The sequence below is a fragment of the Mesorhizobium sp. B4-1-4 genome, from assembly GCF_006439395.2.
GTDB lineage: Bacteria > Pseudomonadota > Alphaproteobacteria > Rhizobiales > Rhizobiaceae > Mesorhizobium.
The window spans coordinates 5,873,296-5,897,780 of record NZ_CP083950.1 but is presented as its reverse complement, the minus strand read 5'-3'; the positions used below and the strand labels follow the sequence as shown (position 1 = coordinate 5,897,780).

Annotated in this window: 22 protein-coding genes and 1 pseudogene; 5 read left to right on the top strand and 18 right to left on the bottom strand. The window is 62.4% G+C overall.

The window, feature by feature from the left end; genetic code table 11:
• Positions 1 to 182 precede the first annotated feature (182 nt).
• Entirely contained in the window at positions 183 to 575 is a 393-nt protein-coding gene (gene apaG, locus FJW03_RS28255; RefSeq protein ID WP_140607669.1) for a Co2+/Mg2+ efflux protein ApaG, read from the top strand.
• A 192-nt stretch (positions 576 to 767) separates the two neighbouring features.
• On the opposite strand, the gene FJW03_RS28250 is transcribed toward apaG, so the two are convergent.
• The 3 genes from FJW03_RS28250 to FJW03_RS28240 all read right to left on the bottom strand — a co-directional run bounded on the left by FJW03_RS28250 (position 768) and on the right by FJW03_RS28240 (position 4,072).
• The gene (locus FJW03_RS28250; RefSeq protein ID WP_140765464.1) at positions 768 to 1,802 is read right to left on the bottom strand and encodes an Hsp33 family molecular chaperone; all 1,035 of its coding nucleotides are present in this window, start codon (positions 1,800 to 1,802) and stop codon (positions 768 to 770) included.
• Positions 1,803 to 1,943: 141 nt separating this feature from the next.
• On the bottom strand, positions 1,944 to 2,855 hold the full coding sequence (argF, locus tag FJW03_RS28245; protein ID WP_140691450.1) for an ornithine carbamoyltransferase: 912 nt from the start codon (positions 2,853 to 2,855) through the stop codon (positions 1,944 to 1,946).
• A gap of 17 nt (positions 2,856 to 2,872) precedes the next feature.
• On the bottom strand, positions 2,873 to 4,072 hold the full coding sequence (locus FJW03_RS28240; RefSeq protein ID WP_140765466.1) for an aspartate aminotransferase family protein: 1,200 nt from the start codon (positions 4,070 to 4,072) through the stop codon (positions 2,873 to 2,875).
• Positions 4,073 to 4,430: 358 nt separating this feature from the next.
• On the opposite strand from FJW03_RS28240, the gene FJW03_RS28235 reads away from it, so the two are divergent.
• Positions 4,431 to 4,949: a GcrA family cell cycle regulator gene (locus FJW03_RS28235; protein ID WP_140765468.1), complete on the top strand. Its 519-nt coding sequence runs from the start codon at positions 4,431 to 4,433 to the stop codon at positions 4,947 to 4,949.
• A 110-nt stretch (positions 4,950 to 5,059) separates the two neighbouring features.
• Here the strand turns inward: FJW03_RS28235 and FJW03_RS28230 are convergent, their stop codons facing one another.
• From FJW03_RS28230 to FJW03_RS28215, 4 genes and pseudogenes are all read right to left on the bottom strand, one after another.
• Positions 5,060 to 6,067 carry a magnesium and cobalt transport protein CorA gene (locus FJW03_RS28230; RefSeq protein WP_140765470.1) on the bottom strand — a complete coding sequence of 336 codons (1,008 nt, stop codon included), beginning with the start codon at positions 6,065 to 6,067 and terminating at the stop codon, positions 5,060 to 5,062.
• A 96-nt stretch (positions 6,068 to 6,163) separates the two neighbouring features.
• A complete protein-coding gene (gene phoU / locus FJW03_RS28225) occupies positions 6,164 to 6,889 on the bottom strand; it encodes a phosphate signaling complex protein PhoU (protein WP_140691441.1) in 726 nt (241 codons plus the stop codon).
• A 114-nt stretch (positions 6,890 to 7,003) separates the two neighbouring features.
• Positions 7,004 to 8,270: pseudogene (locus tag FJW03_RS28220) on the bottom strand (ATP-binding protein).
• Positions 8,267 to 8,506, bottom strand: a complete 240-nt coding sequence (locus FJW03_RS28215; protein WP_140607677.1) for a hypothetical protein — start codon at positions 8,504 to 8,506, stop codon at positions 8,267 to 8,269. Before FJW03_RS28215 ends, FJW03_RS28220 begins: the two are co-directional and overlap by 4 nt.
• On the opposite strand from FJW03_RS28215, the gene ppk2 reads away from it, so the two are divergent.
• On the top strand, positions 8,493 to 9,401 hold the full coding sequence (gene ppk2 / locus FJW03_RS28210; protein ID WP_140765474.1) for a polyphosphate kinase 2: 909 nt from the start codon (positions 8,493 to 8,495) through the stop codon (positions 9,399 to 9,401). The two genes, FJW03_RS28215 and ppk2, sit on opposite strands and share 14 nt — an antisense overlap.
• Positions 9,402 to 9,457: 56 nt before the next feature.
• Here the strand turns inward: ppk2 and FJW03_RS28205 are convergent, their stop codons facing one another.
• From FJW03_RS28205 to FJW03_RS28195, 3 genes are all read right to left on the bottom strand, one after another.
• On the bottom strand, positions 9,458 to 10,222 hold the full coding sequence (locus FJW03_RS28205; protein ID WP_226890480.1) for an enoyl-CoA hydratase-related protein: 765 nt from the start codon (positions 10,220 to 10,222) through the stop codon (positions 9,458 to 9,460).
• Complete coding sequence (locus FJW03_RS28200) at positions 10,219 to 10,857, bottom strand: acyl-homoserine-lactone synthase (RefSeq protein ID WP_140765476.1); 639 nt, start codon at positions 10,855 to 10,857, stop codon at positions 10,219 to 10,221. Before FJW03_RS28200 ends, FJW03_RS28205 begins: the two co-directional genes overlap by 4 nt.
• A 117-nt stretch (positions 10,858 to 10,974) precedes the next feature.
• The gene (locus FJW03_RS28195; protein WP_140607680.1) at positions 10,975 to 11,706 is read right to left on the bottom strand and encodes a helix-turn-helix transcriptional regulator; all 732 of its coding nucleotides are present in this window, start codon (positions 11,704 to 11,706) and stop codon (positions 10,975 to 10,977) included.
• Between the two features lie 258 nt (positions 11,707 to 11,964).
• Between FJW03_RS28195 and FJW03_RS28190 the strand changes: the two genes are divergently transcribed.
• Positions 11,965 to 12,825, top strand: coding sequence for a transporter substrate-binding domain-containing protein (locus FJW03_RS28190; protein ID WP_413466447.1), 861 nt, complete (start codon positions 11,965 to 11,967; stop codon positions 12,823 to 12,825).
• Positions 12,826 to 12,866: 41 nt separating this feature from the next.
• On the opposite strand, the gene FJW03_RS28185 is transcribed toward FJW03_RS28190, so the two are convergent.
• Positions 12,867 to 13,280 carry a tellurite resistance TerB family protein gene (locus FJW03_RS28185; protein WP_140765478.1) on the bottom strand — a complete coding sequence of 138 codons (414 nt, stop codon included), beginning with the start codon at positions 13,278 to 13,280 and terminating at the stop codon, positions 12,867 to 12,869.
• A gap of 175 nt (positions 13,281 to 13,455) precedes the next feature.
• On the opposite strand from FJW03_RS28185, the gene FJW03_RS28180 reads away from it, so the two are divergent.
• Positions 13,456 to 15,102 carry a lysine--tRNA ligase gene (locus tag FJW03_RS28180; protein ID WP_140765480.1) on the top strand — a complete coding sequence of 549 codons (1,647 nt, stop codon included), beginning with the start codon at positions 13,456 to 13,458 and terminating at the stop codon, positions 15,100 to 15,102.
• Here the strand turns inward: FJW03_RS28180 and FJW03_RS28175 are convergent.
• The 7 genes from FJW03_RS28175 to FJW03_RS28145 all read right to left on the bottom strand — a co-directional run bounded on the left by FJW03_RS28175 (position 15,068) and on the right by FJW03_RS28145 (position 24,351).
• Positions 15,068 to 15,919, bottom strand: a complete 852-nt coding sequence (locus tag FJW03_RS28175) for a thermonuclease family protein (protein ID WP_413466446.1) — start codon at positions 15,917 to 15,919, stop codon at positions 15,068 to 15,070. The genes FJW03_RS28180 and FJW03_RS28175 overlap by 35 nt on opposite strands.
• Before the next feature lie 9 nt (positions 15,920 to 15,928).
• The gene (locus FJW03_RS28170; protein ID WP_140765513.1) at positions 15,929 to 16,567 is read right to left on the bottom strand and encodes a helix-turn-helix transcriptional regulator; all 639 of its coding nucleotides are present in this window, start codon (positions 16,565 to 16,567) and stop codon (positions 15,929 to 15,931) included.
• Positions 16,568 to 16,911: 344 nt separating this feature from the next.
• A complete protein-coding gene (locus FJW03_RS28165) occupies positions 16,912 to 19,134 on the bottom strand; it encodes a 3-hydroxyacyl-CoA dehydrogenase NAD-binding domain-containing protein (RefSeq protein ID WP_140765482.1) in 2,223 nt (740 codons plus the stop codon).
• Positions 19,135 to 19,147: 13 nt separating this feature from the next.
• The gene (locus tag FJW03_RS28160) at positions 19,148 to 20,356 is read right to left on the bottom strand and encodes an acetyl-CoA C-acetyltransferase (RefSeq protein WP_140607685.1); all 1,209 of its coding nucleotides are present in this window, start codon (positions 20,354 to 20,356) and stop codon (positions 19,148 to 19,150) included.
• Positions 20,357 to 20,484: 128 nt separating this feature from the next.
• Positions 20,485 to 21,654, bottom strand: a complete 1,170-nt coding sequence (locus tag FJW03_RS28155; protein WP_140765484.1) for an acyl-CoA dehydrogenase family protein — start codon at positions 21,652 to 21,654, stop codon at positions 20,485 to 20,487.
• A gap of 118 nt (positions 21,655 to 21,772) precedes the next feature.
• A complete protein-coding gene (locus FJW03_RS28150) occupies positions 21,773 to 23,569 on the bottom strand; it encodes an acyl-CoA dehydrogenase (RefSeq protein WP_140765486.1) in 1,797 nt (598 codons plus the stop codon).
• Between the two features lie 320 nt (positions 23,570 to 23,889).
• Positions 23,890 to 24,351: a MerR family transcriptional regulator gene (locus FJW03_RS28145; RefSeq protein ID WP_140765517.1), complete on the bottom strand. Its 462-nt coding sequence runs from the start codon at positions 24,349 to 24,351 to the stop codon at positions 23,890 to 23,892.
• Positions 24,352 to 24,485 lie beyond the last annotated feature (134 nt).

Below are 24,485 nucleotides of genomic sequence, written 5' to 3'. Positions count from 1 at the left end.
CGGCCGTTTCAACAGGTCGGCAGAGCGCCGAGTCGCCCGTGCGCGCACACCACCATCGTCATGTGTCACTTAAATGACATTCTTTGCCGCCACCTGCCTTTCAGGGTCACGCGCGACAAGACGCGCACGTTGACCTGCTCGCTGGGAGCGCCGAAAGGTACCGGATTGTTTTGGAGCCGCTCATGTACCGCGCCGTCACGCGCAACATCGAAGTGCAGGTCAGGCCGTTCTATCTCGAGGATCGTTCGGACCCTTCGGAGAACCGCTACGTCTGGGGCTATCAGATAACGATCGACAACCAGTCGGACGAGTTCGTGCAGCTTCTGTCGCGCTATTGGCACATCACCGACGGAGCGGGCCGGGTCGAGGAGGTGCGCGGGCCGGGCGTTGTCGGGGACCAGCCCGAACTCAACCCCGGCGACAGCTATCAATACACGTCCGGCTGCCCGCTCTCGACGCCGTCAGGGATCATGGTCGGGCACTACACGATGCGCAACAAACGCGGCGAGACGTTCGACATCGCCATCCCCGCCTTCTCGCTCGACCTGCCGGGGACAAAGCGGACCGTGAATTAGACCTCGGCGATTGGCGAGGTCCGCTGCGATGGCGTCGCTATACGGGGAGAAATCCCCGGCAGGGCAATGAGGGCGGCGGCTCGTGAGAACATACAAGCGCTGAGTGGATCCGCGCGATCACTGCCGAAGGTTGCGCTGCCCTCATCCGCCTGCCGGCACCTTCTTCCCGTGAAAGGGGAGAAGGCCGGTATTTCACTTCGCCGCCGCGAATTCCGCTGGGTCGAAGTCATATTGCTTCGAGCAGAATTCGCAGGCGACATGGATGCCGCCGTCCTCGGTGCTGTCCCTGATCTCCTGCGCGGAGAAGCCCTCGAGGATGCCGCGGATCTTGTCCCTGGAGCATGAGCACTGGTCGGCGACGGGGACGCCGCCGAAGACGCGCACGCCGTGCTCGTGGAACAGCCTGTAAAGCAGCCGCTCGGCGCCGATCGTGGGATCGATCAGTTCCGTCGGTTCGATGGTGCCGAGCAGCGCCAGCAATTCCTGCCAGGAATTGTCCGTGGGATCATGGATCTCCTCGCGCGGATCGCCATCGCCGCCATGCAGGTCCGGGACGCGCATGCGCTCGGACGCCTGCGGCAGGAACTGCGCCAGGATGCCGCCGGCACGCCACTGCTCGCGCGTGCCGCCGACGCCGGGCGTCAGCAGCTTGGCCACGGAGAGACTGATGTCGGTCGGAATCTGTTCCGACTGGCGGAAATAGGTGCGTGCCGCGTCTTCCAGCGTTTCGCCGTCGAGCTGGACGATGCCCTGATAGCGTTGCGTATGGGCGCCCTGGTCGATGGTCAGCGCCAGCACGCCGCTGCCAAGCAGCGTCTGCTGGGACGTCTCGCCTGCCGCGACCAGTGCCTCGAGCCGATCCGCATCGAAGCGCGCGTAGGCGCGCAGCGCCGAGGGCGTGGAAAAATCCGCCACCAGCATGTCGACCGGCCCGTCGGTGCGGGTCTGCAGGATGAATTTGCCCTCGAATTTGAGCGAGGTGCCGAGCAGCACCGTGAGCACACAGGCTTCTGCGAGCAGGCGGGCAACCGGCTCGGGATAGTCATGGCGGCCGAGGATGGCGTCGAGCATCGGCCCGAGTTGCACCGTGCGGCCGCGTACGTCGAGCGGACCGACTTCGAAAGGCACGACATGGTCGTCGCCAGCGTAGCCGAACTCGCCGAGTTTGGGGTGATGTTCAGTCACTTGATGGGTTTCCAACATGACAAAGCTCCAGGGCGCGGCCATGCGGCCCCGGTGGGCACATGCGTCCAAACGCGCTTGATTTGCGTGATGCGGCGCAGATAGGGATCGCGCCCCCGCGGATCAAGCGCCCAGACCAGCGCCATGACACTTCAAACGTCCAGACACTTCGAGCACCAAGACACTTCAAGCACCAAGACACCAGGCGAGCACGGCCTTCTGGGCATGAAGCCGGTTCTCGGCCTCGTCGAAGACCACCGAATGCGGCCCGTCCATGACCTCGTCGGTCACTTCCTCGCCGCGATGCGCCGGCAGGCAATGCATGAACAGGGCGTCCGGCTTTGCCTTGGCCATCAGCGCCGCATTGACCTGATAGGGCAGGAAGACGTTGTGGCCGCGTGCACGATGCTCCTGGCCCATCGACACCCAGCTGTCGGTGACCACGCAATCCGCCTGGTCGACGGCTTCTTCGGCCGAGCGGGCGAAGCTGATCCTGCCGCCATTGGCCTTTGACCAGTCGACATATCTTTCGAACGGATCGCTGCCCTCGGGCACTGCGATATTCAGATTGAAGCGGAAACGCGCCGACGCTTCGAGCAGCGAATGCAGCACATTGTTGCCGTCGCCGGTCCAGGCGATGGTCTTGCCGGCAACCGGACCGCGATGCTCCTCGAAGGTCATGATATCGGCCATCAGCTGGCAAGGATGGGTGTCGTCGGTCAGGCCGTTGATCACTGGAACAGTGGCATTCTCGGTCAACTCCAGCAGCCGCTCATGCGAGGTGGTGCGGATCATGATGGCATCGACATAGCGCGACAGCACCTTGGCGGTGTCGGCGATGGTCTCGGAACGGCCGAGCTGCATCTCGGTGCCGGTCAGCATGATCGTCTCGCCGCCAAGCTGGCGCATGCCGACATCGAAGGAGACGCGCGTGCGCGTCGACGGCTTGTCGAAGATCATGGCCAGCACCTTGCCTTCGAGCGGCTTCGACCGATCGCCCGCCTTGAGGCGCGCCTTGCGCGCCACCGCATCCGTCAACATGAAGCGCAGGTCGCCTTCGGAAACGGCGGAAAGGTCGGTGAAGTGGCGAACTGACATCAGCAATGGTTCCGGGATTACTTCGCGGCGGCCACGGCAATGGCATCCGCCAGGCCTTTGGCACCAGCGCGGATGCGATTGAGCGCGTCGTGGATCTCGGCGTCTGTGACGGTAAGCGGCGGCAGCAGGCGGATGACGTTGTCGCCGGCCGGAACCGCCAGCAAATGCTGGTCGCGCAGCGCCGTGTTGACCTTGGTGTTGGGCATGGCGCATTTGATGCCGAGCATCAGGCCGGTGCCCCTAATGCCTTCGATGACTTCGGGAAACTCGTCGGCGATCGCGGCAAGTCCCTGCTTCATCAGCAGCGCCTTGCGCTGGACGTCCTCGAGGAAGCCGTCTTCCAGCACGACGTCGAGCACGGCGTTGCCGACCGCCATGGCCAGCGGGTTGCCACCGAAGGTCGTGCCGTGCACGCCAGCGGTCATGCCGACAACCGCCTCGTCGGTGGCAAGGCAGGCACCCATCGGGAAGCCGCCGCCAATGCCCTTGGCGATCGCCATGATATCGGGGGTGACGCCTGACCATTCATGCGCGAACAGTTTTCCGGTGCGGCCAATGCCGCACTGAACCTCGTCATAGATCAACAGCAGCCCGTGCTGGTCGCAAAGCTGACGCAGCCGCTTCAGCGATTGCACCGGCACCGGGCGGATGCCGCCCTCGCCTTGCACCGGCTCGATCAGGATCGCGGCGGTCTCAGGCGTAATCGCCTTTTCGGCGGCATCGATGTCGTCGAAGCCGACCTGGTCGAAGCCTTCGACCTTGGGTCCGAACCCTTCGAGATATTTGTATTGACCGCCCGCCGCGATGGTCGCCAGCGTGCGGCCATGGAAGGCGCCTTCGAAGGTGATGATGCGGAAGCGCTCGGGATGGCCCTTGACGAAGTGGTAGCGCCGCGCCGTCTTGATGGCGCATTCCAACGCCTCGGCGCCGGAGTTCGTGAAGAACACCTTGTCTGCGAAAGTGGCGTCAACCAGGCGTTCGCCGAGCCGGCTCTGTTCCGGTATCTCGTAGAGATTGGAGACGTGCCAGAGTTTTGCCGCCTGCTCGGTGAGGGCGGCGACCAGATGCGGGTGGCCGTGGCCCAGCGAATTGACCGCGATGCCGCCGGCGAAATCGAGATATCGCTCGCCCTTGTCCGTAACCAACCAGGTGCCTTCCCCGTGGTCGAAAGCCAGGGGTGCGCGAGAAAAGGTCTCGAAAAGCGCCGAACCGCTCATTATATGCGTCTCCGGTACCGGAAAATCAAAAAAGCCGCCAAAGCGGCGGCCTTTGCGGCTTATCGGGTTTTTCGGCCATGAAGTCAACGAAAACGTCGCGTAGTGGCACGCGGCAAGCCCCTCTGACGAGATGCCGGCTCATAAGCGACCGGGCAAGTTGGGGAAAACCGAAAAAACCGATTCGTGTTGCACTTGGGACTCTTGTCACCGAGTCAGCGCATAAGGTAATTGTAGTCGAGAAATAACTAGATTTCGTGCGGCGGACCTAATCACCAGATATATGTGGTGTCTGCCCCAGCAGTGGTGCTGGGTCGGGAATGGATTCTGATTGCCGCACGCTTAGCAGGAGCGCGGTCTCATGAACTGGACTGACGAGCGGGTCGAACTTCTCAGAAAACTGTGGTCGGAGGGTCTGAGCGCAAGCCAGATTGCTGCGCAGCTTGGAGGGGTCAGCCGCAATGCGGTCATCGGCAAGGTGCATCGGCTGAAGCTGTCGGGCCGCGGCCGCGCAACGGCGACGCCGGCACGCCAGAAGAAGGCGACGCAAGGCTCGACCATCCAGAAATCAGTGGCGCGCGCCGCAAGCACGGCACGCCATGTCACGACATCGATCGGCGCGACTGCCCTTCAGACGCAATTCGACGCCGAACCGGTGGCGCGGCACTATATCCGCCCGGTCGAGAATGTCGTGATACCGATCTCACGGCATCTGCAACTCGTCGAACTGACCGAGCGCACCTGCAAATGGCCGAATGGCGATCCGCTCTCGGAGGATTTCAACTTCTGCGGCAACGAGGCCGCCGAAACCGGTCCTTACTGCAAATACCACGCCCGCGTTGCGTTCCAGCCGGCGGCGGAGCGGCGGCGCAGTCGATAAATTTGGGGAATAGGGCAGTAAGGCAGTAGGGCAATATGTTTTTGAACTGCGCTCGTGAGGCTTTGTCTTAGCCTACTGCCCTACTGCCCTACTGCCCTACTGCCCTACTGTCACAGCCACCCATTCTTGCGAAACCGCCAGTAGAGGACCGCGCAGATCAGCGCGATGACGGTGAGCACGATGGGATAGCCATATTCCATCTTCAGTTCCGGCATGTCGGTGAAGTTCATGCCGTAGATGCCGGCGAATGCGGTCGGCACGGCCAGGATGGCCGCCCACGAGGCGAGTTTCTTGGAGATCGCCGTTTCCTGGCTCTGACCCACCAGAAGACTGGCCTCGAAGGCGAACGCCAACACCTCGCGCAAACTGTCGATCTTTTCCTGGACGGTGCGGATGTGGTCGGTCACGTCGCGGAACAGCGGGTGCATGGCGGAATGGATCTGCGGCAGATCGGAGCTGGTCAGCCGACGGCAGACCTCGACTAGCGGCAGCGCGGCATTGCGCAGGCGCAGGAGATCGCGGCGCAGCATGTAGAGCCGTTCGATGTCAGGGCCTGTCATCGGCTTCAAAAGGACCTTGTCCTCGATCGCCTCGACCTCGTCCTCGATCTGCTCGAGTACGGGCATGTAATTGTCGACGATGAAATCGAGTATGGCGTAGAGGACGAAATCCTCACCCTTGGCAAGCGAGTGCGGGCAGCTTTCCCAATGCTGACGCACGGCGGCATAGGACGTCGACGGGCCATGCCTGACGCTGACAATGTAGCCTGAGCCGACAAAGAGATGCGTTTCGCCGAAGGTAACCCGTCCGTCGATCAACTGCGCCGTGCGGGCGACGATGAACAGCGCGTCGCCATATTGCTCAAGCTTCGGCCGCTGGTGTGGATGCTCGGCATCTTCGATCGCCAGCTCATGCAGATGGAATTGCGCCTTGACGCGCAGCAGGAGGTCGCGATCGGGTTCGAGCAGCCCGATCCAGACGACGTGTCCGGATTTCCTGGCCCATTCGCCAGCTTCCTCGATCGGGATGTCCGCGATACGGCGCCCAGCGGTATAGACACTGCAGGCGATGATGCCCGACGTCGGCGGCGCGGGCTTGAACGCCCGGACATATTCCATCACAGCCTCCCGAAAGCGTTGCCTCCATTGGGAACCAACAGGCTTACCTTGGGATAGTTTAGCGCAATATGATCAAGCGTTCGAGAGGAAGAGCGGTCACTTCACCGGCTGCGTTGCGGAAAGGCTGATCTTGTCCGTCTTGTCGCCCTTGGGCCGTTCGGCCGGCATCTGATCGCCGGTCACGATGTAGTAGATGGTCTCGGCGATGTTGGTGGCGTGGTCGCCAATGCGCTCGATGTTCTTGGCGCAGAACAGGAGATGCGTGCAGGGCGTGATGTTGCGCGGATCTTCCATCATGTAGGTGAGCAATTCACGAAACAGCGACGTGTACATGGCGTCGATCTGGTCGTCACGGTCGCGCACGAAGCCGATCTTGTCGACCGAGCGCGAGGCATAGACGTCGAGAACTTCCTTGAGCTGGGTCAGCGCCAGGTTGGCCAGGGCCTCCAGGCCACGGAACAGGCTGTTCGGCTGGCGGCCATCGGTGACGGCAACGACCCGCTTGGCGACGTTCTTGCCGAGGTCGCCGACCCGCTCGAGATCGGCGGAAATGCGGATGGCGCCGACGATCTCGCGCAGGTCCGTCGCCATAGGCTGGCGCTTGGCGATGATGACGATCGCCTTGTCGTCGATCTCGCGTTGCCCTTCGTCCAATACAACGTCGTCGCGGATCACCTTCTGGGCCAATCCCGGATCGGCATTGACCAGAGCGGCGACCGCCTGCTCGACCATGCGCTCGGCATGGCCGCCCATCGCCGCGATACGCTTCGACAGATATTTCAGCTCCTCGTCATAGGCGCTCATTATGTGCACGGACTGCATGGACGAAATGCCTTCCCACGGGTGTCTTGATTTTGAGTCGTTTCCTCGAATCCCCGCTGATACGCTAACGGGATGACAGAAAAAAGAAATGCTCTTGTGGAAAACTAGGGCGATTTAGGCCGTCGGCAAATGGACCGAGAAGCAGCGCGCCTTTGCCGACTTCGGACTTGATCGTCAGCCTGGCGTTATGACGCGTCAGGATGTGCTTGACGATGGACAAGCCGAGGCCCGTGCCTTTCTGGGTCCGGCTCGTCTCGACATCGATGCGATAGAAACGCTCGGTGATGCGCGGAATGTGCTCCTCGGGAATGCCGGGGCCAAAATCCCTGATGGTCACGTCGATGCCGGGCTCGGCACCGTCATCGCTGTGCGCGATCGACACCACCACGCGGCCGCCCGACTGGCCATATTTACAGGCGTTTTCCAGAAGGTTTTCAAAGACCTGGAACAACTCGTCGCGATCACCCGGCACATTGAGCGGCCCCGCGGCGAAATCACGCTCGATGGCGACGCTGGTTTCCCGGGCAAGCGGACCAAGCGAATCGATGACGCTGTCGACGGTCTGGCGCAGGTCGACTTCGGTCCCCGGCTTCAGATAGGGCTTCATCTCCAGCCGCGACAGCGACAGAAGGTCGTCGATCAGGCGCGCCATGCGCCCGGTCTGGTTCTGCATGATCTGCAGGAATTGCTCGCGCGCCGCCGGATCGTTGCGGGCGGGTCCGCGCAGCGTTTCGATGAAGCCGGCGATCGAGGCGAGCGGGGTGCGCAATTCATGGCTGGCATTGGCGATGAAGTCGGCGCGCATGCGATCGATGCGTCGCGCCTCGCTCTGATCCTTGAACACCAGCACATAGAGGTCGGTGCCGTGCCCGACCGAGGACGCGCTGACCCGGTAAGCCCGCTCGACCGGCAGCTTCTCGGTATAGTCGACGACATCCGAGGCGATCGTGCCCGACAGCACGCTATCGAGCAGGGCCTGCATTTCCGGCGCCCGGAATTTCAGCGGCAGCGACAGGCCCGGCGCGATGCCGCCAAACGCGGCAAAGGCAGCGGCATTGGCGTGGACTATGGTGGCGGCACGGTCGAAGATGATCAGCGGGTCGGCGACGGCCGCCGCCAGATATTCGCCTGACAGGCGCTGCAGGCCGATCGCCTCGATTGCAGCGGCATTGTCGTCGGACTGGCGCATGCCCGCGGCCGGCAGGATCGCGGCCGCGAGCAACAGCAGCAGCGCCGGCACCAGCACGTAGGCGGAAAGACCGGCGAAGGCAAAGGCGATCAGAACCGCGACGACACCGGCCGCAAACAGCCAGCGGCCGTTCCACAGCCGGATCGCCATGGTTCGCATCATACCTTTCTGCTCCGCGTCCAGCTCAGTCATTCGCTCGCACGCCTGCGCCCCATGCCTTCCCACCGGGCGGTGGCGGAAACTTCCGCCGGACCGCTCCCGCGCATGATCCCGAAAATCGGGAATCGATTTTCGGAGAGGATCATGTGCAAAATCAAAAGTGCTACAGCGTTTTTTTGCGCGTCCAAACGGGATGCACGGCGCTGTGGTGGCTCCCAATAGCATGAGTCCGGATGGTTAAAAGGGTTCGTCTCGATGAAAAAAGCCAAGGAAGATTCCGCCGCGCCGACTTCAGGTCCGCTGAAAATCAGGATCGGGGGCGAGGAGCGGGAGTTCGATATCGAGAATCCCGAGCTTCCGGACTGGGTTGAGGATAACAAGCTGACCGCGGGCGGCTACCCCTACGACAAGAAGATGAAAAGCGAGGAGTACGATCAGACGCTCAAGAACTTGCAGATCGAACTGGTCAAGGCGCAGGCATGGCTGCAAGCGACCGGCAAGCGAGTGATGGCGCTGTTCGAGGGCCGTGACGCTGCCGGCAAAGGCGGCACGATCTTCGTGGTGCGCCAGTATCTCAACCCGCGCACGGCGCGCAATGTGGCGCTGACCAAGCCAACCCCGACCGAACTGGGGCAATGGTACTACCAGCGTTATGTCGACCACTTCCCGACATCGGGCGAATTCGTCACCTTCGACCGTTCCTGGTACAACCGCGCCGGCGTCGAGCCGGTTATGGGTTTCTGCACGCCCGAACAACACGAGAAATTTCTCGACGAGACACCGCATTTCGAACGGATGATCGTCAATGACGATATCCACTTCTTCAAATTCTGGCTGAATATCGGTCAGGAAACGCAGCTCGAGCGTTTTCACGATCGCCGCTATAGTCCGTTGAAGAACTGGAAGTTCTCGCCGATCGACATTGCCGGCATCACCAAATGGGACGACTACACCAAGGCGCGCGACACCATGTTCGAGCGGACCCACAAGGAATTCGCGCCATGGATCATCGTGCGCGCCAACGACAAGCGCCGCGCGCGGCTGGCGGTAATGCGGCGCATCCTTCTGTCGCTGCCCTATGAAGGGCGTGATCTCGATGTCGTCGGCAAGGAAGACAAGAAGATCATCGGTGAAGGACCGTCATTCCTTGGAAAACAGGACTGACGCTTCCGCGCCGCGCGGATATTTGTCTGCGCGGCGCAATTTCCGGGTGCGATCGATCAGGCCGCGAGCCGTGCAATGCGCTGCAGGCGCCGCAGCGTGGCGTCATCCTGCAGCGCCTGCTGGAACAGCGATATCTCCTGGTCGATGCGATCGCACAGCGCGTTGGTGTTGCCCTTGAGCAGGCCGCGTGTCTGCAGCAAGGCGGCAACCGGCTTCTTGGCGAGTTGCCTTGCCCGACCAAGCGCCGCCTCCTCCACGCTGTCAGGCACGATCTCGGCGACGAGACCAAGCGCCCTGGCGTCGTCGGCATGAAGCGTGTCGCCGAGGCAGAAGAAGCGGAAGGCGCCGGCATAGCCGAGCTTCTGTGGCGCCAGGATGCTGGTCGCCGCGTCCGGCACAAGGCCGAAATCGACGAACGGCACGCGGAACGTGCTTTGGCCCGAGGCGATCACCATGTCGCAATGGAACAGGATGGTGCAGCCGACGCCCACGGCATCGCCATCGACGCAGGCCAGGATGGGCTTGGGAAACGTCGCCAGCGTGCGGAACATGTCGGTGACGGCGGCGATCAGCTTCTGATGCTTGGTAGCATCGAGAAATTCGGAAAAGTCGCCGCCGAGACAGAAGCAGCCTGCGAGGCCTCGCAGCACGACGACACGCACCTCGTCATTGTCGGCGGCTTCGTGGAACGTCCTGGCAAGGCTTTCATAGGCCCTTCTGTCGAGCACCGGACGGCCGTCATTCGACGACACGGTGACAATCAGCGTGTGGTTGCGCAGTTCAGGTTGCGGGTGCAGGTCCATGGCCGTTTCCGATCTCATGACGCCCTCCTTTGCCCGAACATGTCAGGATAACCTCTGGCAAGAACCGGGGCATGGTGGTTGCGGCGCGAGCGCACCACATTCAGCGTGTGCTCATTGAAGGTGAGCAGCGTCGCCACGACCTGCTGATTGCCATAGGTGCGCTGATAGCCCAGCGGCGTCGCCAGGAAATGCAGTTGCAACGCGCGCAGGACCCACATCGGCTCGAATTCGATGATCACCTTGTCAATGCCGCGCTTCAGCCCCCATTCGACGAATCCGGCTATCAATTCGGTGCCGACGGTCGATACGCCGCGACGGCCATCGCGGAATCCGGGAGCCACCGCATAACGGGTCAACTCCCAGATGTTGGGACCCGATGGCGGCGTTCCTTCGGAAAGATCTGTTAGAACCGAGGTCAGCAGATGCGGCCGCGTGGTCGGCAACATCCGCTGATAGCCCGCGACTTCGTTGCCTCTGATGACGATCTGATGCACTGCCTCGTCATGATCGAATTGGTCGACCTCGAACCCGTCCGGGCGCCGCAGGTCCTCCCATCCCATCTCCTCGACAAATATCTTGTAGCGCAGGCGATGGACGGCCGCCCAAAGGTCAGGACGTTCCATCAATTCGTGGGTTGTAAGACAAAAAAGCATCTGCCGTCTCCTGTGTTCAGAAGGATGATACGGCCGTGCTTCAATGAGAAAATTGCGTGATCACGTAGGCGGAAGTTCGATCACGTAGGCGGGAAGTTCTAGGTCGGCACGGCCGATCTAGCTAATGTAGCCGCGTCTTATCGCTTCGGCGACAGCTTGAACTCTATTGACGGCACCGAGTTTGCTTTTGGCGTTAAGAAGATGTTTCTCCGAGGTGTGTTCGGAGATGCCGAGGATTTGCGAAATCTCCCACTCGGACTTGCCGACGGCGGCCCATTGCAGGCATTCGCGCTCGCGCGGTGTCAATTCGATATGGTCGATGGTCTTGCCGGCCATCGTGTGGAGTTGCATGGCGCGGCCAACGGCATAGGTCGAGACCAGCGACACCAGGCCGAACTGTGCCGCCGAGAGCTCCACGGCCTCGCCGCCCAGCGATACCATGACGATCTGGCCATCGAGTGTAATCAGCGGGAAGGCCAGCCCATCGCGCAGCTTGAAAGCTCCGGCATCGCCCATCACTTCGCCGCTGCTCTTGTCGATGCGAATGTCCTGGGCCGCTTCCCGCCACTGGAACGGCGCCTGCAACTGCTTCATGTGGCTGACCACGGGATCGTGATCGACATAGTTGCGCGCGACGTAGCGCTCCAGCCATTCGACGGGCCAGTCGCAAAGCAGCACATGCTGCTTTTGCTGGCCTGTCGGCGTGCCCGGCTGCGGAACAGTGCCAGCCATCAGCGCTGTCAGGCCGTAGTCCGAGGTTATTCCCAAAAGCTTTTCGCAGACCGCAGCCGCCGTTCCGGCGTGCTGCAGCTGGTCTATGTATTCCAGCGTACGATCGAACTGACCCATCGCAACATCAACCCCATGTTGCCTCATGCATTGATGTCGATAGTCCGTGCCTTATCCGCACTTTGCCACCGACCACGGATTGCAACGCGCTCCTTTACGGTTGTGGTTCTCGACTCCGGTCCCCCACCAGGGCAGCCACCGCTGTTTGCAAACGCTTCAAATCATATCCCGAAATCGGCGCGTTGAAATCAAAAACCATTGTGCCTGCATGATTTTCGTACCAGAACCGGCGCGAGAAGAGTGCGGCGGAGTTTTATCGTGGCGTTCCAATGGAGGTTCCCGGTCCTGGCTTCGATGCTGATCGCAGCGTTGCCGTTGGGCGTCGGGAGTATCGGCGCGCGCGCCGCGGAACCGCAGGTGCCGGTGTTGTGGGACGCCAAGGAACGTTTGCCCAAGCCTGACCTTTCGTCGCTGCCACGGCTGCGGTTCCTGACGACCACGGATTTTCCACCCTTCAATTTCCTCGACGGCGCGGGAAAACTGTCCGGGTTCCACATTGATCTGGCCCGGGCCATCTGCGCGGAACTTGACATCGTCGACAAATGCCAGATCCAGGCATTGCCCTGGGGCGAGCTCGAAGGGGCGCTCGAGAAAGGCGAAGGCGAAGCGATCATAGCCGGCATTGCCGCAACACCGGAATCGCGATCCAAATACGCCTTCTCGCGATCCTATCTGCAGTTTCCGGCACGCTTCATCACGCCGAAGACCAAGGCGCTCTCGGAACCGGTCTTCGCCAAGCTGCGCAGCAAACGCGTCGGCGTGCTTGCAGGCTCGGCGCATGAACGGATGCTGCGCGACTATTTCGATACCGTTCAGATCGTTCCGTTCGACAAGCCCGAAGAGCTCTACAACGATCTCAAGGCGGGCAAGATCGACGCCGCCTTCGGCGACGGCATGCGCTTCGCCTTCTGGCTGGGCGGTTCGGACGCAGCCGGTTGCTGCCGCTTTGCCGGCGGCCCCTATCTGGCTCCCGAATATCTGGGCACGGGGATGTCCATCGCCACCCGGGTGGACAATCCGGCGCTGGCGGCAGCGCTCGATTACGCGCTGCAGGAGATTTCGATGAAAGGCACCTTCGCCGAATTCTACCTGCGCTATTTCCCGGTCAGCTTTTTCTGATCCGGTCCCGGTCAGCTTCTTCTGATCCGTGATGCTTGCCGTCAGGTGAGCGTTCGCAGCCTTGCCTTGGCTGCCCGCGCGATTGCGGCGACGGTCAGCGTATCGAGATCGAGCTCACGGCGGATCAGCTGCAGCACCCGCACCTCTTCCAGGCGCATTTCGAGATCGACGGTGGCGACTTCGAAAGCAGCCGCGTAAGCCGTGTCGCGAAGGCGCTCCGGCAGGGCCTCGGCAATTTGGGCCAGCACGCCCTCCAGGTCATCCTTTTCATGCAACAATTTCTGACAAGCCTGGGCAACGGAAACCAGCCGGTCCTGCTGGAAATCCTGGAACACCGGCCATGAGCGGACGACATCGCCGATCCTGGCAAGTTCGACGTCGGTCATGTCGCGATCCGAGGCCGAGGTGATCACCATCAGGTAGATCAAGGCTTCATGCGGGGTCGGCGATGGCATTCTTTGCTCCTTGAACGGGCTCCGAAGGTAGGAAAGGGGGCCAAAGGCCGCAAGGAAAAAGCGCCGCAATCGTTGACGCTCCGGCCACGCGCGCCTAGAGACCGGTTTGAAAACCCCTTGCTCCGGCCCGTCTTCTTCGAATTTGCTGGGCCGGCAATAACTGGAAAACAGGACCATGGCGGGATCAAACATCATCGATCTCAATCCCGAACTGCTGGCGGCGGCCGCCGAGAGCAAGGCGTGGCCGTTCGAGGAAGCCAAAAAGATCATCGAGCGCTATAAAGGCGCCGAATTTCCCGAAACGATCCTGTTCGAGACCGGCTATGGCCCGTCCGGCCTGCCGCATATCGGTACGTTCGGCGAAGTGGCGCGCACCTCGATGGTGCGCCATGCCTTCCGCGTGCTGACGCAGGACAAGGTCGCCACCAAGCTGCTCTGCTTTTCCGACGACATGGATGGCATGCGCAAGATACCCGACAACGTGCCGGATCGCGCAGCGCTGGGGCCGTACCTGCACAAGCCACTGTCTTCGGTGCCCAATCCATTCGGCGGCGACTATGCGAGCTTCGCCGACCACAACAACGTGATGCTGTGCCGCTTCCTGGACACGTTCGGCTTCGACTATGAATTCGCCAGCGCGACCCAATACTACAAGGCCGGCCGCTTCGACGCGATGCTGCTGCGCGCCGCCGAACGCTATGACCAGATCATGGCGGTGATGCTGCCGACGCTCGGGCCGGAGCGGCAGGCGACCTATAGCCCGTTCCTGCCGATTTCACCGAAGAGCGGCCGCGTGTTGTACGTGCCCATGAAGCACGTCAACGCCAAGGCCGGTAGCATCACCTTCGACGATGAAGGCACCGAAACCACGCTGCCGATCACCGGCGGCAGGGTGAAGCTGCAGTGGAAGCCGGATTTCGGCATGCGCTGGGCAGCGCTCGGCGTCGATTTCGAGATGTTCGGCAAGGACCACCAGACCAATGCCGTGGTCTATGACCGCATCTGCAACATACTGGGCGGACGGGCGCCGGAGCATTTCGTCTATGAACTGTTCCTGGACGAGAACGGCCAGAAGATATCGAAGTCGAAGGGCAACGGCCTGACCATCGACGAATGGCTGACCTATGCGCCGACCGAGAGCCTTGGGCTCTACATGTACCAGCGGCCGCGGCAGGCGAAGAAGCTCTATTTCGACGTCATTCCGAGAGCGGTGGACGAATATTACACCTTCCTAGCCGCCTATCGGCGGCAGGACTGGAAGGAGCGGCTGGGCAATCCGGTCTGGCACATGCATGACAGCAACCCGCCTGCCATCGACATGCCGGTGCCGTTCTCGCTGCTGCTCAACCTGGTCAGCGCCTCCAACGCCCAGAACAAGAGCGTGCTGTGGGGTTTCATCTCGCGCCACGTGCCGGGCGTGACGCCGGCGACCCACCCCGAACTCGACAGGCTAACGGGTTATGCGATCCGCTACTTCGACGATTTCGTGAAGCCGACGAAGACTTTTCGCGCCGCCGACGATGTCGAGCGCGAGGCGCTGGAGGCCCTGGAAGCGGCACTTGGCGCGCTGCCGGCGGACGCCAGCGGCGAAGCGATCCAGAACGCCTCGCTCAACGTGGCGCGCAAGATCGAACGCTATCAGGATCACTCCAAGCAGAGCCCGGAAGGCGGCCCCGGCGTTTCGGGTGCCTTCTTCCAGATGATCTACCAGATACTCATCGGCCAGGAACGCGGTCCGCGCTTCGGGTCGTTCGCCGCGCTCTACGGCGTCGCCGAAACCCGCGCGCTCATTCAGAAGGCGTTGGCTGGCCAGCTGGTTTGAGGGCGCCACCGTCCTCTTCGAGGATCGAGCCCGGCGCCTGAGGCGCCGGGGCCGACGCGGCGGGCTCCGCCGGCATGCCGGCAAGGTTCGGCGCCGATCCGAAGATACCCTTCTTCCTGCTGCGCGCCTTTTCGCCGGCATCGACATAGGGCCCGCCTTTTGTGGCGCGCGCCCAGCCGTTTTCGACCAGCCATTGACCGACATCCTGCTTGCCGATCCGGCATTCCGCCGCGACCCGGTCGCGTCCGCCTTCAGGCGGCACCATGCAAACCACAGCGCGGCCGCGCAGGAAGGCGCGGAACGCCGTGCGGGCACGGATGCCGCACGGCCAGGATTTGCCGTCGCTGGCGCAGGTCTCGTCCTGCCGGACCACATCGATACCGGAAACCACGACAGAATAGCCTTTCGCCTCGATCAGCCCGGCAGCCGGCGCCACCGGCTGGAACAGCTTCGTGCCGTTCCAGTCGTCAGGCATCTTCGGCTTGGGCGGCATGGCGAGCGCCAGCTTGCTCAAGGGCTGGCGCGGCTCGACCCGCTCAAGCTCTCCGGTCGGCAGTTCCGGCGGCGCGACAATTTCCGGGTCGATCGCCCGCGAATGCACCGCCGGCTTTGGCGGCTGGGCGGCAGGTATGGCGGAGGTGGCCGGTTCTTCAGGAACTGTCCCAGCGTCATCTTGTGCGACCGTATCGGTATCAGGATCGATCTGATCCACTGTGACCGCGCTTTCGCCGCCTTTCAGCTTATGGCCGCCGGCAACGACCAACGCCGCCATCACCGGGACCATCAGGACCGCCAGGACAAGATGGGGGAGCCGCACCAGTCCGGCCTACTGACTTGCCCAGACAATCCGCGCCACCCATTCGACATCGCGCATCGGAATGTCGCGGTCCGGGTGATCGGGATTGAGGGAGACCAATGAAATCGACTTGACGGTCTGGCGTTCGAACACCTTGGCCATCACCTCCCCGGCCGTTGTCTTGACGACGACGCGATCGCCCTTGCGGGTGGCCGCGCCTGGCTCGACGATGAGGACGTCGCCATTGCGGTAGAGCGGCAGCATGGAATCGCCCTGCACCTGAAGCGCATAGGAGCTTTCGGTCGATTGCGCCGGCACTTCGACCAGATCCCAGCCCTGCCCCGCTGGAAAGCCGGCATCGTCGAAGAAGCCGCCGGCGCCGGCCTGGGCGAAACCAAGCAACGGCACGGAGCGCCTGCGCGTGGGCGCGGCACCGATGCGGCCTTCGATCAGCCCGGTGAATTCGTCGAGCGAAGCACCCGTCGCCTCGATGATCTTGGCGAGCGACTCGGTCGAAGGCCAACGCGGCCGGCCGTCGGAGGACAGACGTTTCGATTTGTTGAAGGCGGTCGAATCGAGCCCGGCGCGCCTTGCCAGGCCCGAGGCCGAAAGCGAATAGCGCTCGGCAAGAGCATCGATGGCGGCCCAGACGCGATCGTGCGAGAGCATGTCGTGCTCTCCTTCGAGACAGGAAAAAATGCCTTTTCCTTCTAGTCCGCGAACACCGGTTTGTCCACCGATGGCGCAGGCGCGCCGCACCTTGCCGCCGGCCGTGGAAATTGGCTTGCGGCGATCAATTGGCCGCCGTGGCGAGGCCGCGCAGAGATGCGATATCATGAAAATCCGTTCCGCCTGCGTCGGCGGTCGCGGGTCCGCGGCGCGACCGAGCGCCGCGATGTCGGTCGACAGGCAGCGAAAGGCCAGCCGGCTTTCACCGCCTACCACATAGGGACCACGGCTGCGTGCCATGGCCAGCATGCGCGCCATACGCGCCCAGACATACATCTCCCGCGTCAGGCGGCTTGCTTGACGTCGCCCTTGGCGTAGGGATTGAAGCGTTCGTAGAAGGTCTCGCCCTTCTCGGCCAGGTCGATGAGCAGCTTGGGCGCCTTGAACTCGGCGCCATACTTCTTCTGCAGACCCTTGGCGATCTTGACGAAACGCTTGGCGCCGATGCCGTCAATGTAGGACAGCGCGCCGCCGGTGTAGGGCGCGAAGCCGAAGGCCAGGATCGACCCGACATCGGCCTCGCGCGGATCGGTGACGATGCCCTCTTCCATCACACGTGCCGCCTCCAGCGCAATGGTGACGAGCAGGCGCTGCTGCAACTCCTCATAATCGACCTTCCCGGGCGCAAGCTGCGGATAAAGGTCCTTGAGGCCGGGCCAGAGCTTCTTCTTGGCGGGCTTGGCGGGATAATCGTAAAAGCCCTTGCCGTTCTTGCGGCCGAAGCGGCCGTGGTCGTCGACCATGATGTTGATCAGCGCCATCTGCCTGGGGTCGACGGCAGCCTTGTCGCCAAGGTCCTTGATGGTCTGCTTCATGATCTTCTGGGCAAGGTCGATCGCCGTCTCGTCGGTCAGCGCCAGCGGCCCCACCGGCATGCCGGCGGCCCTCGCCGCATTCTCGATCATCGGCGCGGGCACGCCTTCGATCAGCATCTTGTAGGCTTCCGACATGTAGCGCAACACGCAGCGGTTGACGTAGAAGCCGCGCGTGTCATTGACAACGATCGGCGTCTTCTTGATGGCGCGGACGAAATCGATCGCGGTGGCCAGCGCCTTGTCGCCGGTCTTTTTGCCCAGGATGATCTCGACCAGCATCATCTTGTCGACCGGCGAGAAGAAATGGATGCCGACAAAATTCTTCGGCCGTGCGGAGTTCTTAGCCAGCGACGTGATCGGGATGGTGGACGTGTTGGAGGCGAAGATCGCCGACGATTTCAGCACCGCTTCCGCCTGTTCCGTGGCGCTCTTCTTGACGGCCGAATCCTCGAACACCGCCTCGACCACCAAGTCGCAGCCGGCGAGGTCGGCATAGTCTGCGGTCGGCGTGATCAGCGACAAAAGCTTGTCCTTCTCTTCCGGCTTGGCGCGCCCCTTCTTCACCTGATCCGAAACCAGACTGTCGGAATGCGCCTTGCCCTTCTCAGCCGACTCCATGTCACGGTCGAGCAGCACCACAGGGATGCCGGCCCTGGCGGTGACATAGGCGATGCCGGCGCCCATGAAGCCGGCACCGAGGATGCCGATCTTCTTGAACTTGGTTTCCGGCACGCCGGCCGGGCGGCGCGCGCCCTTGTTCAGTTCCTGCAGAGAGACAAACAGCGAGCGGATCATCGCCGCCGCTTCCTTGGTCTGCATGATTTCGGTGAAATAGCGCTGCTCGATGCGCAAGGCCGTATCGAACGGCACCAGCAAGCCTTCGTAGACGCATTTCAGGATCGCGGCGGCGGCCGGATAATTGCCATAGGTCTCGCGGCGCAGGATGGCGATGGCCGGCGGCCACAGATTGAAGCCGGCGGGCGAATAGATCTGGCCACCGGGCAGCCTGAAGCCCTTCTCGTCCCACGGCGCGACGGGCTTCAGGCCGTTCCTGATCATCGCCTTGGCGGTCTCGACCAGCTTGGCCGGTTCGGCGATCTCATGGATCAGGCCCATCGACTTCGCCTTCTGCGGCGACAGGTTCTGGCCGGAGGTCAGCATCTGCAATGCCTGCTGCTGATCGGTCAGCCGCGGCACGCGCTGGGTGCCGCCGGCGCCGGGGAAGATGCCGATCTTCACTTCGGGGAGCGCCATCCTCACCTTGTCGGAGTCGGCGACGACGCGGCCATGGCAAGCGAGCGAAAGCTCGAAAGCGCCGCCCATACAGGTGCCGTTGATTGCCGAAACCCAGGGCTTGCCGGAGGTCTCCAGCTTGCGGAACAGGCCGGTCATATAGCCTGCGTTCTCGAACAGCGCCTTGGTGGCCTTTTCGACATCCTTGCCTTTTTCGGCGGCGAAGGTCGTCAGCATCTTCTGCAGCATGGTGATATCGGCGCCGCCGGAGAAGGTGTCCTTGCCGGAGGTGATCACCGCGCCCTTGATGGCGGCATCGCCCGCCACCTGATCGACGATGGCGTTCAACTCGCGCATGACCTCTTCGGTGAAGACGTTCATCGAGCGATCCGGCATGTTCCAGGTGACCAGCGCAATGCCGTCGGCGTCAATGTCGAGGGTGAAATTGGTGTAGCTCATTGTTCTCTCCCCGTCAGACGCGTTCGATGATCGTTGCGGTGCCCATGCCGGCACCGATGCACAGCGTGACCAGCGCGGTGTTGAGATCACGGCGCTCGAGTTCGTCCAGCACCGTGCCGAAGATCATGGCGCCAGTAGCGCCGAGCGGATGGCCCATGGCGATGGCGCCGCCATTGACGTTGATCTTGTCGTGATCGATGTCGAAGGCCTGCATGTATCGCAGCACCACCGAGGCGAAGGCTTCGTTGAGCTCGAACAGGTCGATGTCCGACAGCTTCATCTTGGCACGCTTCAAAAGCTTCTCGGTGACATCGACCGGACCGGTCAGCATCAGCACCGGCTCGGAGCCGATATTGGCGAAGGTGCGGATGCGGGCGCGCGGCTTGAGGCCCATCGCCTTGCCGGCCTTCTTGGAGCCGAGCAGCACGGCCGCTGCGCCATCGACGATGCCGGACGAATTGCCGGCATGGTGGACATGGTTGACCTCTTCCACTTCCGGATGCTTCTGCACGGCGACCGCATCGAAGCCGCCCATTTCGCCAGGCATGACGAAGGACGGATTGAGCGAGGCCAGCGACTGCATGTCGGTCGAAGGCCGCATGTGCTCGTCATGGTCGAGGATGGTCAGGCCGTTCTGATCCTTGATCGGGATGACCGAGTTCTTGAAGCGTCCGTCCGCCCAGGATTTGGCGGCGCGCTTCTGGCTTTCGACGGCATAGGCATCGACGTCGTCCCTGCTGAAACCATATTTGGTGGCGATCAGGTCGGCCGAGATGCCTTGCGGCACGAACCAGCCGGGCAGGCCGACCGAAGGGTCCATGAACCAGGCGCCGCCGGAGGCGCCCATGCCGACACGCGACATCGATTCGACGCCGCCGGCAATGACGATCTCGTCAGCGCCTTGCGCGATCTTGGCGGCGCCGAAATTGATGGCATCGAGACCCGAGGCGCAAAAGCGCGAGATCTGCATGCCGGGCGCCTTGGTGTCGTAGCCGGCCTCGAAGGCGGCGGCGCGCGGAATGACCGACCCTGCTTCGCCGACCGGATCGACGCAGCCGAAGATGATGTCGTCGACTGTGCCGGTGTCCAGCCCATTGCGGTCGCGTAGCGCTTCCAGCGTCTTGGCGGCAAGCCGCACCGCGGGCACCTCATGCAGCGATCCGTCCTTCTTGCCCTTGCCGCGCGGCGTGCGCACGGCGTCATAGACATAAGCGTCACTCATTCTCTTGCTCCTCGGGTTTATCGAACGGCTTCAGACTGATGTATGTCGATCTACTTCTGGGCGACATGCATTTTTGGACTGATGCATGTCGATCTCCCAAAACCGGGACCACTTTTGGGCGACATGCATCAGAGCGAGCGTCCGATCAGCAATTTCATGATCTCGTTGGTGCCGCCGTAGATGCGCTGGACGCGAGCGTCGCGGAACATGCGGGCGATCGGGTATTCATTCATGTAGCCATAGCCACCGTACAATTGAAGGCATTCGTCGACGACTTTTCCCTGCAGGTCGCTGAGCCAGTACTTGGCCATCGAGGCCGTCACCGGATCCAGCCCGCCATTGATGTGGCGGGTGACGCAATCATTGTAGAAGATACGGCCGATTGTGGCCTCGGTCTTCAGCTCGGCCAGTTTGAACTGGGTGTTCTGGAAGTCGATGATCGCCTTGCCGAAAGCCTTGCGCTCCTTGACGTAGTCGATGGTCAGTGCCAGCGCCCGCTCGATCATGGCGATCGCCCCAGTGCCGATCTGCAACCGCTCCTGCGGCAATTGCTGCATCAACTGGATGAAGCCCTGTCCCTCCTCATGGCCGAGCAGATTTGAGGTCGGCACGCGCACGTCGTTGAAGAACAGCTCCGACGTGTCGTTGGCCTTGAGCCCGATCTTGTCGAGGTTGCGGCCACGCTGAAAGCCTTCGACCTCGTCGGTCTCGACGACGATCAGCGAGGTGCCCTTGGCACCCTTTTCCGGATCGGTCTTGGTGACGACGATGATGAAATTGGCCAGTTGCCCGTTGGTGATGAAGGTCTTGGAGCCGTTGATCCGGTACTGGTTGCCGTCCTTCTCGGCCCGCGTCTTGACGCCCTGAAGGTCGGAGCCGGCGCCGGGCTCGGTCATGGCGATGGCGCCGATCAGCTCGCCGGTCGCCAGCTTCGGCAGCCATTTCTTCTTCTGCTCTTCCGAGCCGTAGTGAAGGATGTAGGGGGCGACGATCGAATTGTGCAGGCCGATGCCGAAACCGTCGACGCCGACATGGCCGATCGCCTCGATGATGGCGCTCTCATGCGCGAAGGTGCCGCCGGAACCGCCATATTCCTCCGGCATCGAGGCGCAGAGCAGGCCGGCCGCACCGGCCTTCAGCCAGCTCTCGCGGTCGACCATCTCGTTCTTCTCGAACTCATCGTAACGCGGCGCGATCTCGTCGGCCATGAAGCGGGAGGCCATGTCATAGAGCATGCCAACCTCGTCCGCCGCCCAGGCGGGTTTGGGGAGGTTCAGGATTTCCGCAGGGTTAGGCATACGATGATAGTCCTCCCAAGGTACATCAGCGGAATTGAGGTCGGCGCGCGGCACGGGCGACCCCTCCCGGCCCTTCGGGCCACCCTCCCCTCAAGGGGGAGGGGGACGCCGAGCATTTCTAGAACGCTTCCGCCGGCAGCGCCATCAGCGTATCGGCGCCACTCGAAATGCGGGCAAGCCGCATCGCCGTTTCCGGCATGACGCGTTCCATGAAGAAACGCGCGGTCACCAGCTTCGTGTCGTAGAACGCACCGGCGCCATTGGCGCCTTGCGCGAGCTTGCCCTGCGCTGCCTTGGCCATCTGCGCCCACATGTAGCCCAGCGCCACAAGGCCGAAAAGATGCATGTAGTCGGTCGAGGCGGCGCCGGCGTTGTCGGGCTTGGCCATACCATTCTGCAGCAGCCACATGGTCGCCGCCTGCAGATCGTTGAGGCCCTTCTTCAACGCCTTGGTGAAAGGCGCCATCTTTTCGTCGGAACGGTTTTCCTCGCAGAACTCGCCGACCTCCTTGAAGAAAGCCTGCACCGCGCGGCCGCCATTCAGGCCGAGCTTGCGGCCGACGAGGTCAAGCGCCTGGATGCCGTTGGCGCCTTCATAGATCATGGCGATACGGGCATCGCGCACGAACTGGCTCATGCCGTGCTCTTCGATATAGCCATGGCCGCCGAACACCTGCTGCGCCATGACAGCATGGTCGAAGCCCTTGTCGGTGAGCACGCCCTTGACCACCGGAGTCAGCAGGCCGGTGTAGTCGTCAGCCGTCTGACGGTCCTTGTCGTCGCCGGAGCGATGCGCGATGTCGGACTTGATCGCCGTCCACAGCGCCAGCGCGCGGCCGGCCTCGTTGAACGCCTTCATAGTCATCAGGCTGCGGCGGATATCGGGGTGAACGATGATCGGGTCAGCCTTCTTGTCCGGAGCCTTCGGCCCCGACAGCGAACGGCCCTGCAATCGGTCCTTGGCATAGGAAACGGCATTCTGGTAGGCAACCTCGGAGATCGACAGCCCCTGCAGGGCGACACCGAGCCGTGCCTCGTTCATCATGGTGAACATGGCCTTCAGGCCGCCATTCACCTCGCCGAGCAGTGTGCCCTCAGCCTCGTCATAATTCATGACGCAGGTCGAATTGCCGTGGATGCCCATCTTCTTCTCGATCGAGCCGCAGGAGAGCGTGTTCCGTTCGCCCGGATTGCCCGATGCGTCGAGCTTGAGCTTCGGCACGATGAACAGCGAAATGCCCTTGACGCCTTCCGGCGCGCCCTCGATGCGGGCCAGCACGAGATGGACGATGTTGTCCGACATGTCCTGCTCGCCGGCCGAGATGAATATCTTCTGGCCAGAGATCTTGTAGGTGCCGTCGCCGTTCGGCGCGGCCCTGGTGCGCAGCAAACCAAGATCGGTGCCGCAATGCGGTTCGGTCAGGTTCATGGTTCCGGTCCACGCGCCCTCGACCAGCTTCGGCAACCACTTGGCCTTCTGCTCGTCAGTGCCATGGGTGATGATGGCGGCGATCGCGCCCTGCGTCAGTCCCGGATACATCATCAGCGCCATGTTGGCCGACACCATGTATTCGGAGACAGCCTGGTGCACCATGTAGGGCAGCCCCTGGCCGCCAAACTCGGCCGGTGCCGCGAGCCCCATCCAGCCGCCCTCGCGATACTGGTCGAACGCTTCCTTGAAGCCCTTGGGCGTCGTCACCGAGCCGTCGTCGTGACGAACGCAGCCTTCCATGTCGCCGATACGGTTGAGCGGGTGCATGACGTTCTCGGCGAGCTTGGCCCCCTCGGCGAGGATCGCCTCCAGCACATCGGGCGTGGCATCGGAAAATCCGGGAAGGTTCGAATAACGCTGATAGCCCAGCACTTCGTTGAGTACGAACAGCGTATCCTGGACCGGAGCCCTGTATGTCGGCATGCTTTTTCTCCACCCTGCGGACCTGGTCCGGAAGCCCCGAAGTCATGTCAGGGCAGCATACGGACCCGTGTTGGAGCCGGGGATAGCAAAAATTGACGTTTGCGTAAACGTCAATTCTTTCGCTGTGACAAGATTTCCGCACTCTGCGAAGCAATGAGCCCTGGCGGGACGGTATGATGCCAGCCAGCGGCCAACATCTCGGAGGGCACGGTCTAAGGAAAACAAAAAAGCCGCGCGGCATGGCCACGCGGCTTTGATCGTCAGAATCAGCTAATCGAAAGCGGGCGGAAAGCCGCTTCACACCGTTCCTGGAATTGCCTTTAGCTGGCGACGCTCGCCTGCGGCGTGGTCCGTTCGGCCAGCATCTGGCGCACCGCCGTCATCGAGCCGCTCAGTTCGTTGATGGCGTCGTCAATCAGCGCCCGCTGCTTCTGCAGGCGGGCAAGTTGCTTCTCCGACTTGTCCAGCGCCAGACGCAACTGCTTGGTGTTGGAACCGGTCGGATCGTAGAGGTCCATCATCTGCTTGACGTCGCGCAGCGAGAACCCGACCTTGCGGCCGAGCAGGATCAGCTTCAGCCGGGCCTTGTCGCGGCGCGTGTAGAGGCGGGTCGAACCGTCACGCTGCGGGTTGAGCAGGCCTTTGTCTTCGTAGAAGCGCAGCGTGCGCAGCGTCACGCCGTATTTCTTGGCCATTTCGCCGATGCGGGCGAGATCCTCACCGGCTTCGACAGGTATATTGTTGGTATTGGCCGCGGTCTCGCCGGCCGAGATAAGCTTCATGGTCACTGGCTTTCCCCGTTGGTGGCGTCGCGGTCCCGGACCATGCGTCGCCGGACTGGAAGCGGGGGCGTGCTTCCAGTCGTGGTTTCGACAAGCAAAATCGCAAACAGCACGCTTCAAGGCGCCCTTTACGT

What these genes read in the sequence shown, in the direction of transcription:
- apaG (WP_140607669.1), top strand. Translation starts at nt 183, where the DNA reads ATGTACCGCGCCGTCACGCGCAACATCGAAGTGCAGGTCAGGCCGTTC.
- FJW03_RS28250 (WP_140765464.1), bottom strand. Translation starts at nt 1,802, where the DNA reads ATGGCCGCGCCCTGGAGCTTTGTCATGTTGGAAACCCATCAAGTGACT.
- argF (WP_140691450.1), bottom strand. Translation starts at nt 2,855, where the DNA reads ATGTCAGTTCGCCACTTCACCGACCTTTCCGCCGTTTCCGAAGGCGAC.
- FJW03_RS28240 (WP_140765466.1), bottom strand. Translation starts at nt 4,072, where the DNA reads ATGAGCGGTTCGGCGCTTTTCGAGACCTTTTCTCGCGCACCCCTGGCT.
- FJW03_RS28235 (WP_140765468.1), top strand. Translation starts at nt 4,431, where the DNA reads ATGAACTGGACTGACGAGCGGGTCGAACTTCTCAGAAAACTGTGGTCG.
- FJW03_RS28230 (WP_140765470.1), bottom strand. Translation starts at nt 6,067, where the DNA reads ATGGAATATGTCCGGGCGTTCAAGCCCGCGCCGCCGACGTCGGGCATC.
- phoU (WP_140691441.1), bottom strand. Translation starts at nt 6,889, where the DNA reads ATGCAGTCCGTGCACATAATGAGCGCCTATGACGAGGAGCTGAAATAT.
- ppk2 (WP_140765474.1), top strand. Translation starts at nt 8,493, where the DNA reads ATGAAAAAAGCCAAGGAAGATTCCGCCGCGCCGACTTCAGGTCCGCTG.
- FJW03_RS28205 (WP_226890480.1), bottom strand. Translation starts at nt 10,222, where the DNA reads ATGAGATCGGAAACGGCCATGGACCTGCACCCGCAACCTGAACTGCGC.
- FJW03_RS28200 (WP_140765476.1), bottom strand. Translation starts at nt 10,857, where the DNA reads ATGCTTTTTTGTCTTACAACCCACGAATTGATGGAACGTCCTGACCTT.
- FJW03_RS28195 (WP_140607680.1), bottom strand. Translation starts at nt 11,706, where the DNA reads ATGGGTCAGTTCGATCGTACGCTGGAATACATAGACCAGCTGCAGCAC.
- FJW03_RS28185 (WP_140765478.1), bottom strand. Translation starts at nt 13,280, where the DNA reads ATGCCATCGCCGACCCCGCATGAAGCCTTGATCTACCTGATGGTGATC.
- FJW03_RS28180 (WP_140765480.1), top strand. Translation starts at nt 13,456, where the DNA reads ATGGCGGGATCAAACATCATCGATCTCAATCCCGAACTGCTGGCGGCG.
- FJW03_RS28170 (WP_140765513.1), bottom strand. Translation starts at nt 16,567, where the DNA reads ATGCTCTCGCACGATCGCGTCTGGGCCGCCATCGATGCTCTTGCCGAG.
- FJW03_RS28165 (WP_140765482.1), bottom strand. Translation starts at nt 19,134, where the DNA reads ATGAGCTACACCAATTTCACCCTCGACATTGACGCCGACGGCATTGCG.
- FJW03_RS28160 (WP_140607685.1), bottom strand. Translation starts at nt 20,356, where the DNA reads ATGAGTGACGCTTATGTCTATGACGCCGTGCGCACGCCGCGCGGCAAG.
- FJW03_RS28155 (WP_140765484.1), bottom strand. Translation starts at nt 21,654, where the DNA reads ATGCCTAACCCTGCGGAAATCCTGAACCTCCCCAAACCCGCCTGGGCG.
- FJW03_RS28150 (WP_140765486.1), bottom strand. Translation starts at nt 23,569, where the DNA reads ATGCCGACATACAGGGCTCCGGTCCAGGATACGCTGTTCGTACTCAAC.
- FJW03_RS28145 (WP_140765517.1), bottom strand. Translation starts at nt 24,351, where the DNA reads ATGAAGCTTATCTCGGCCGGCGAGACCGCGGCCAATACCAACAATATA.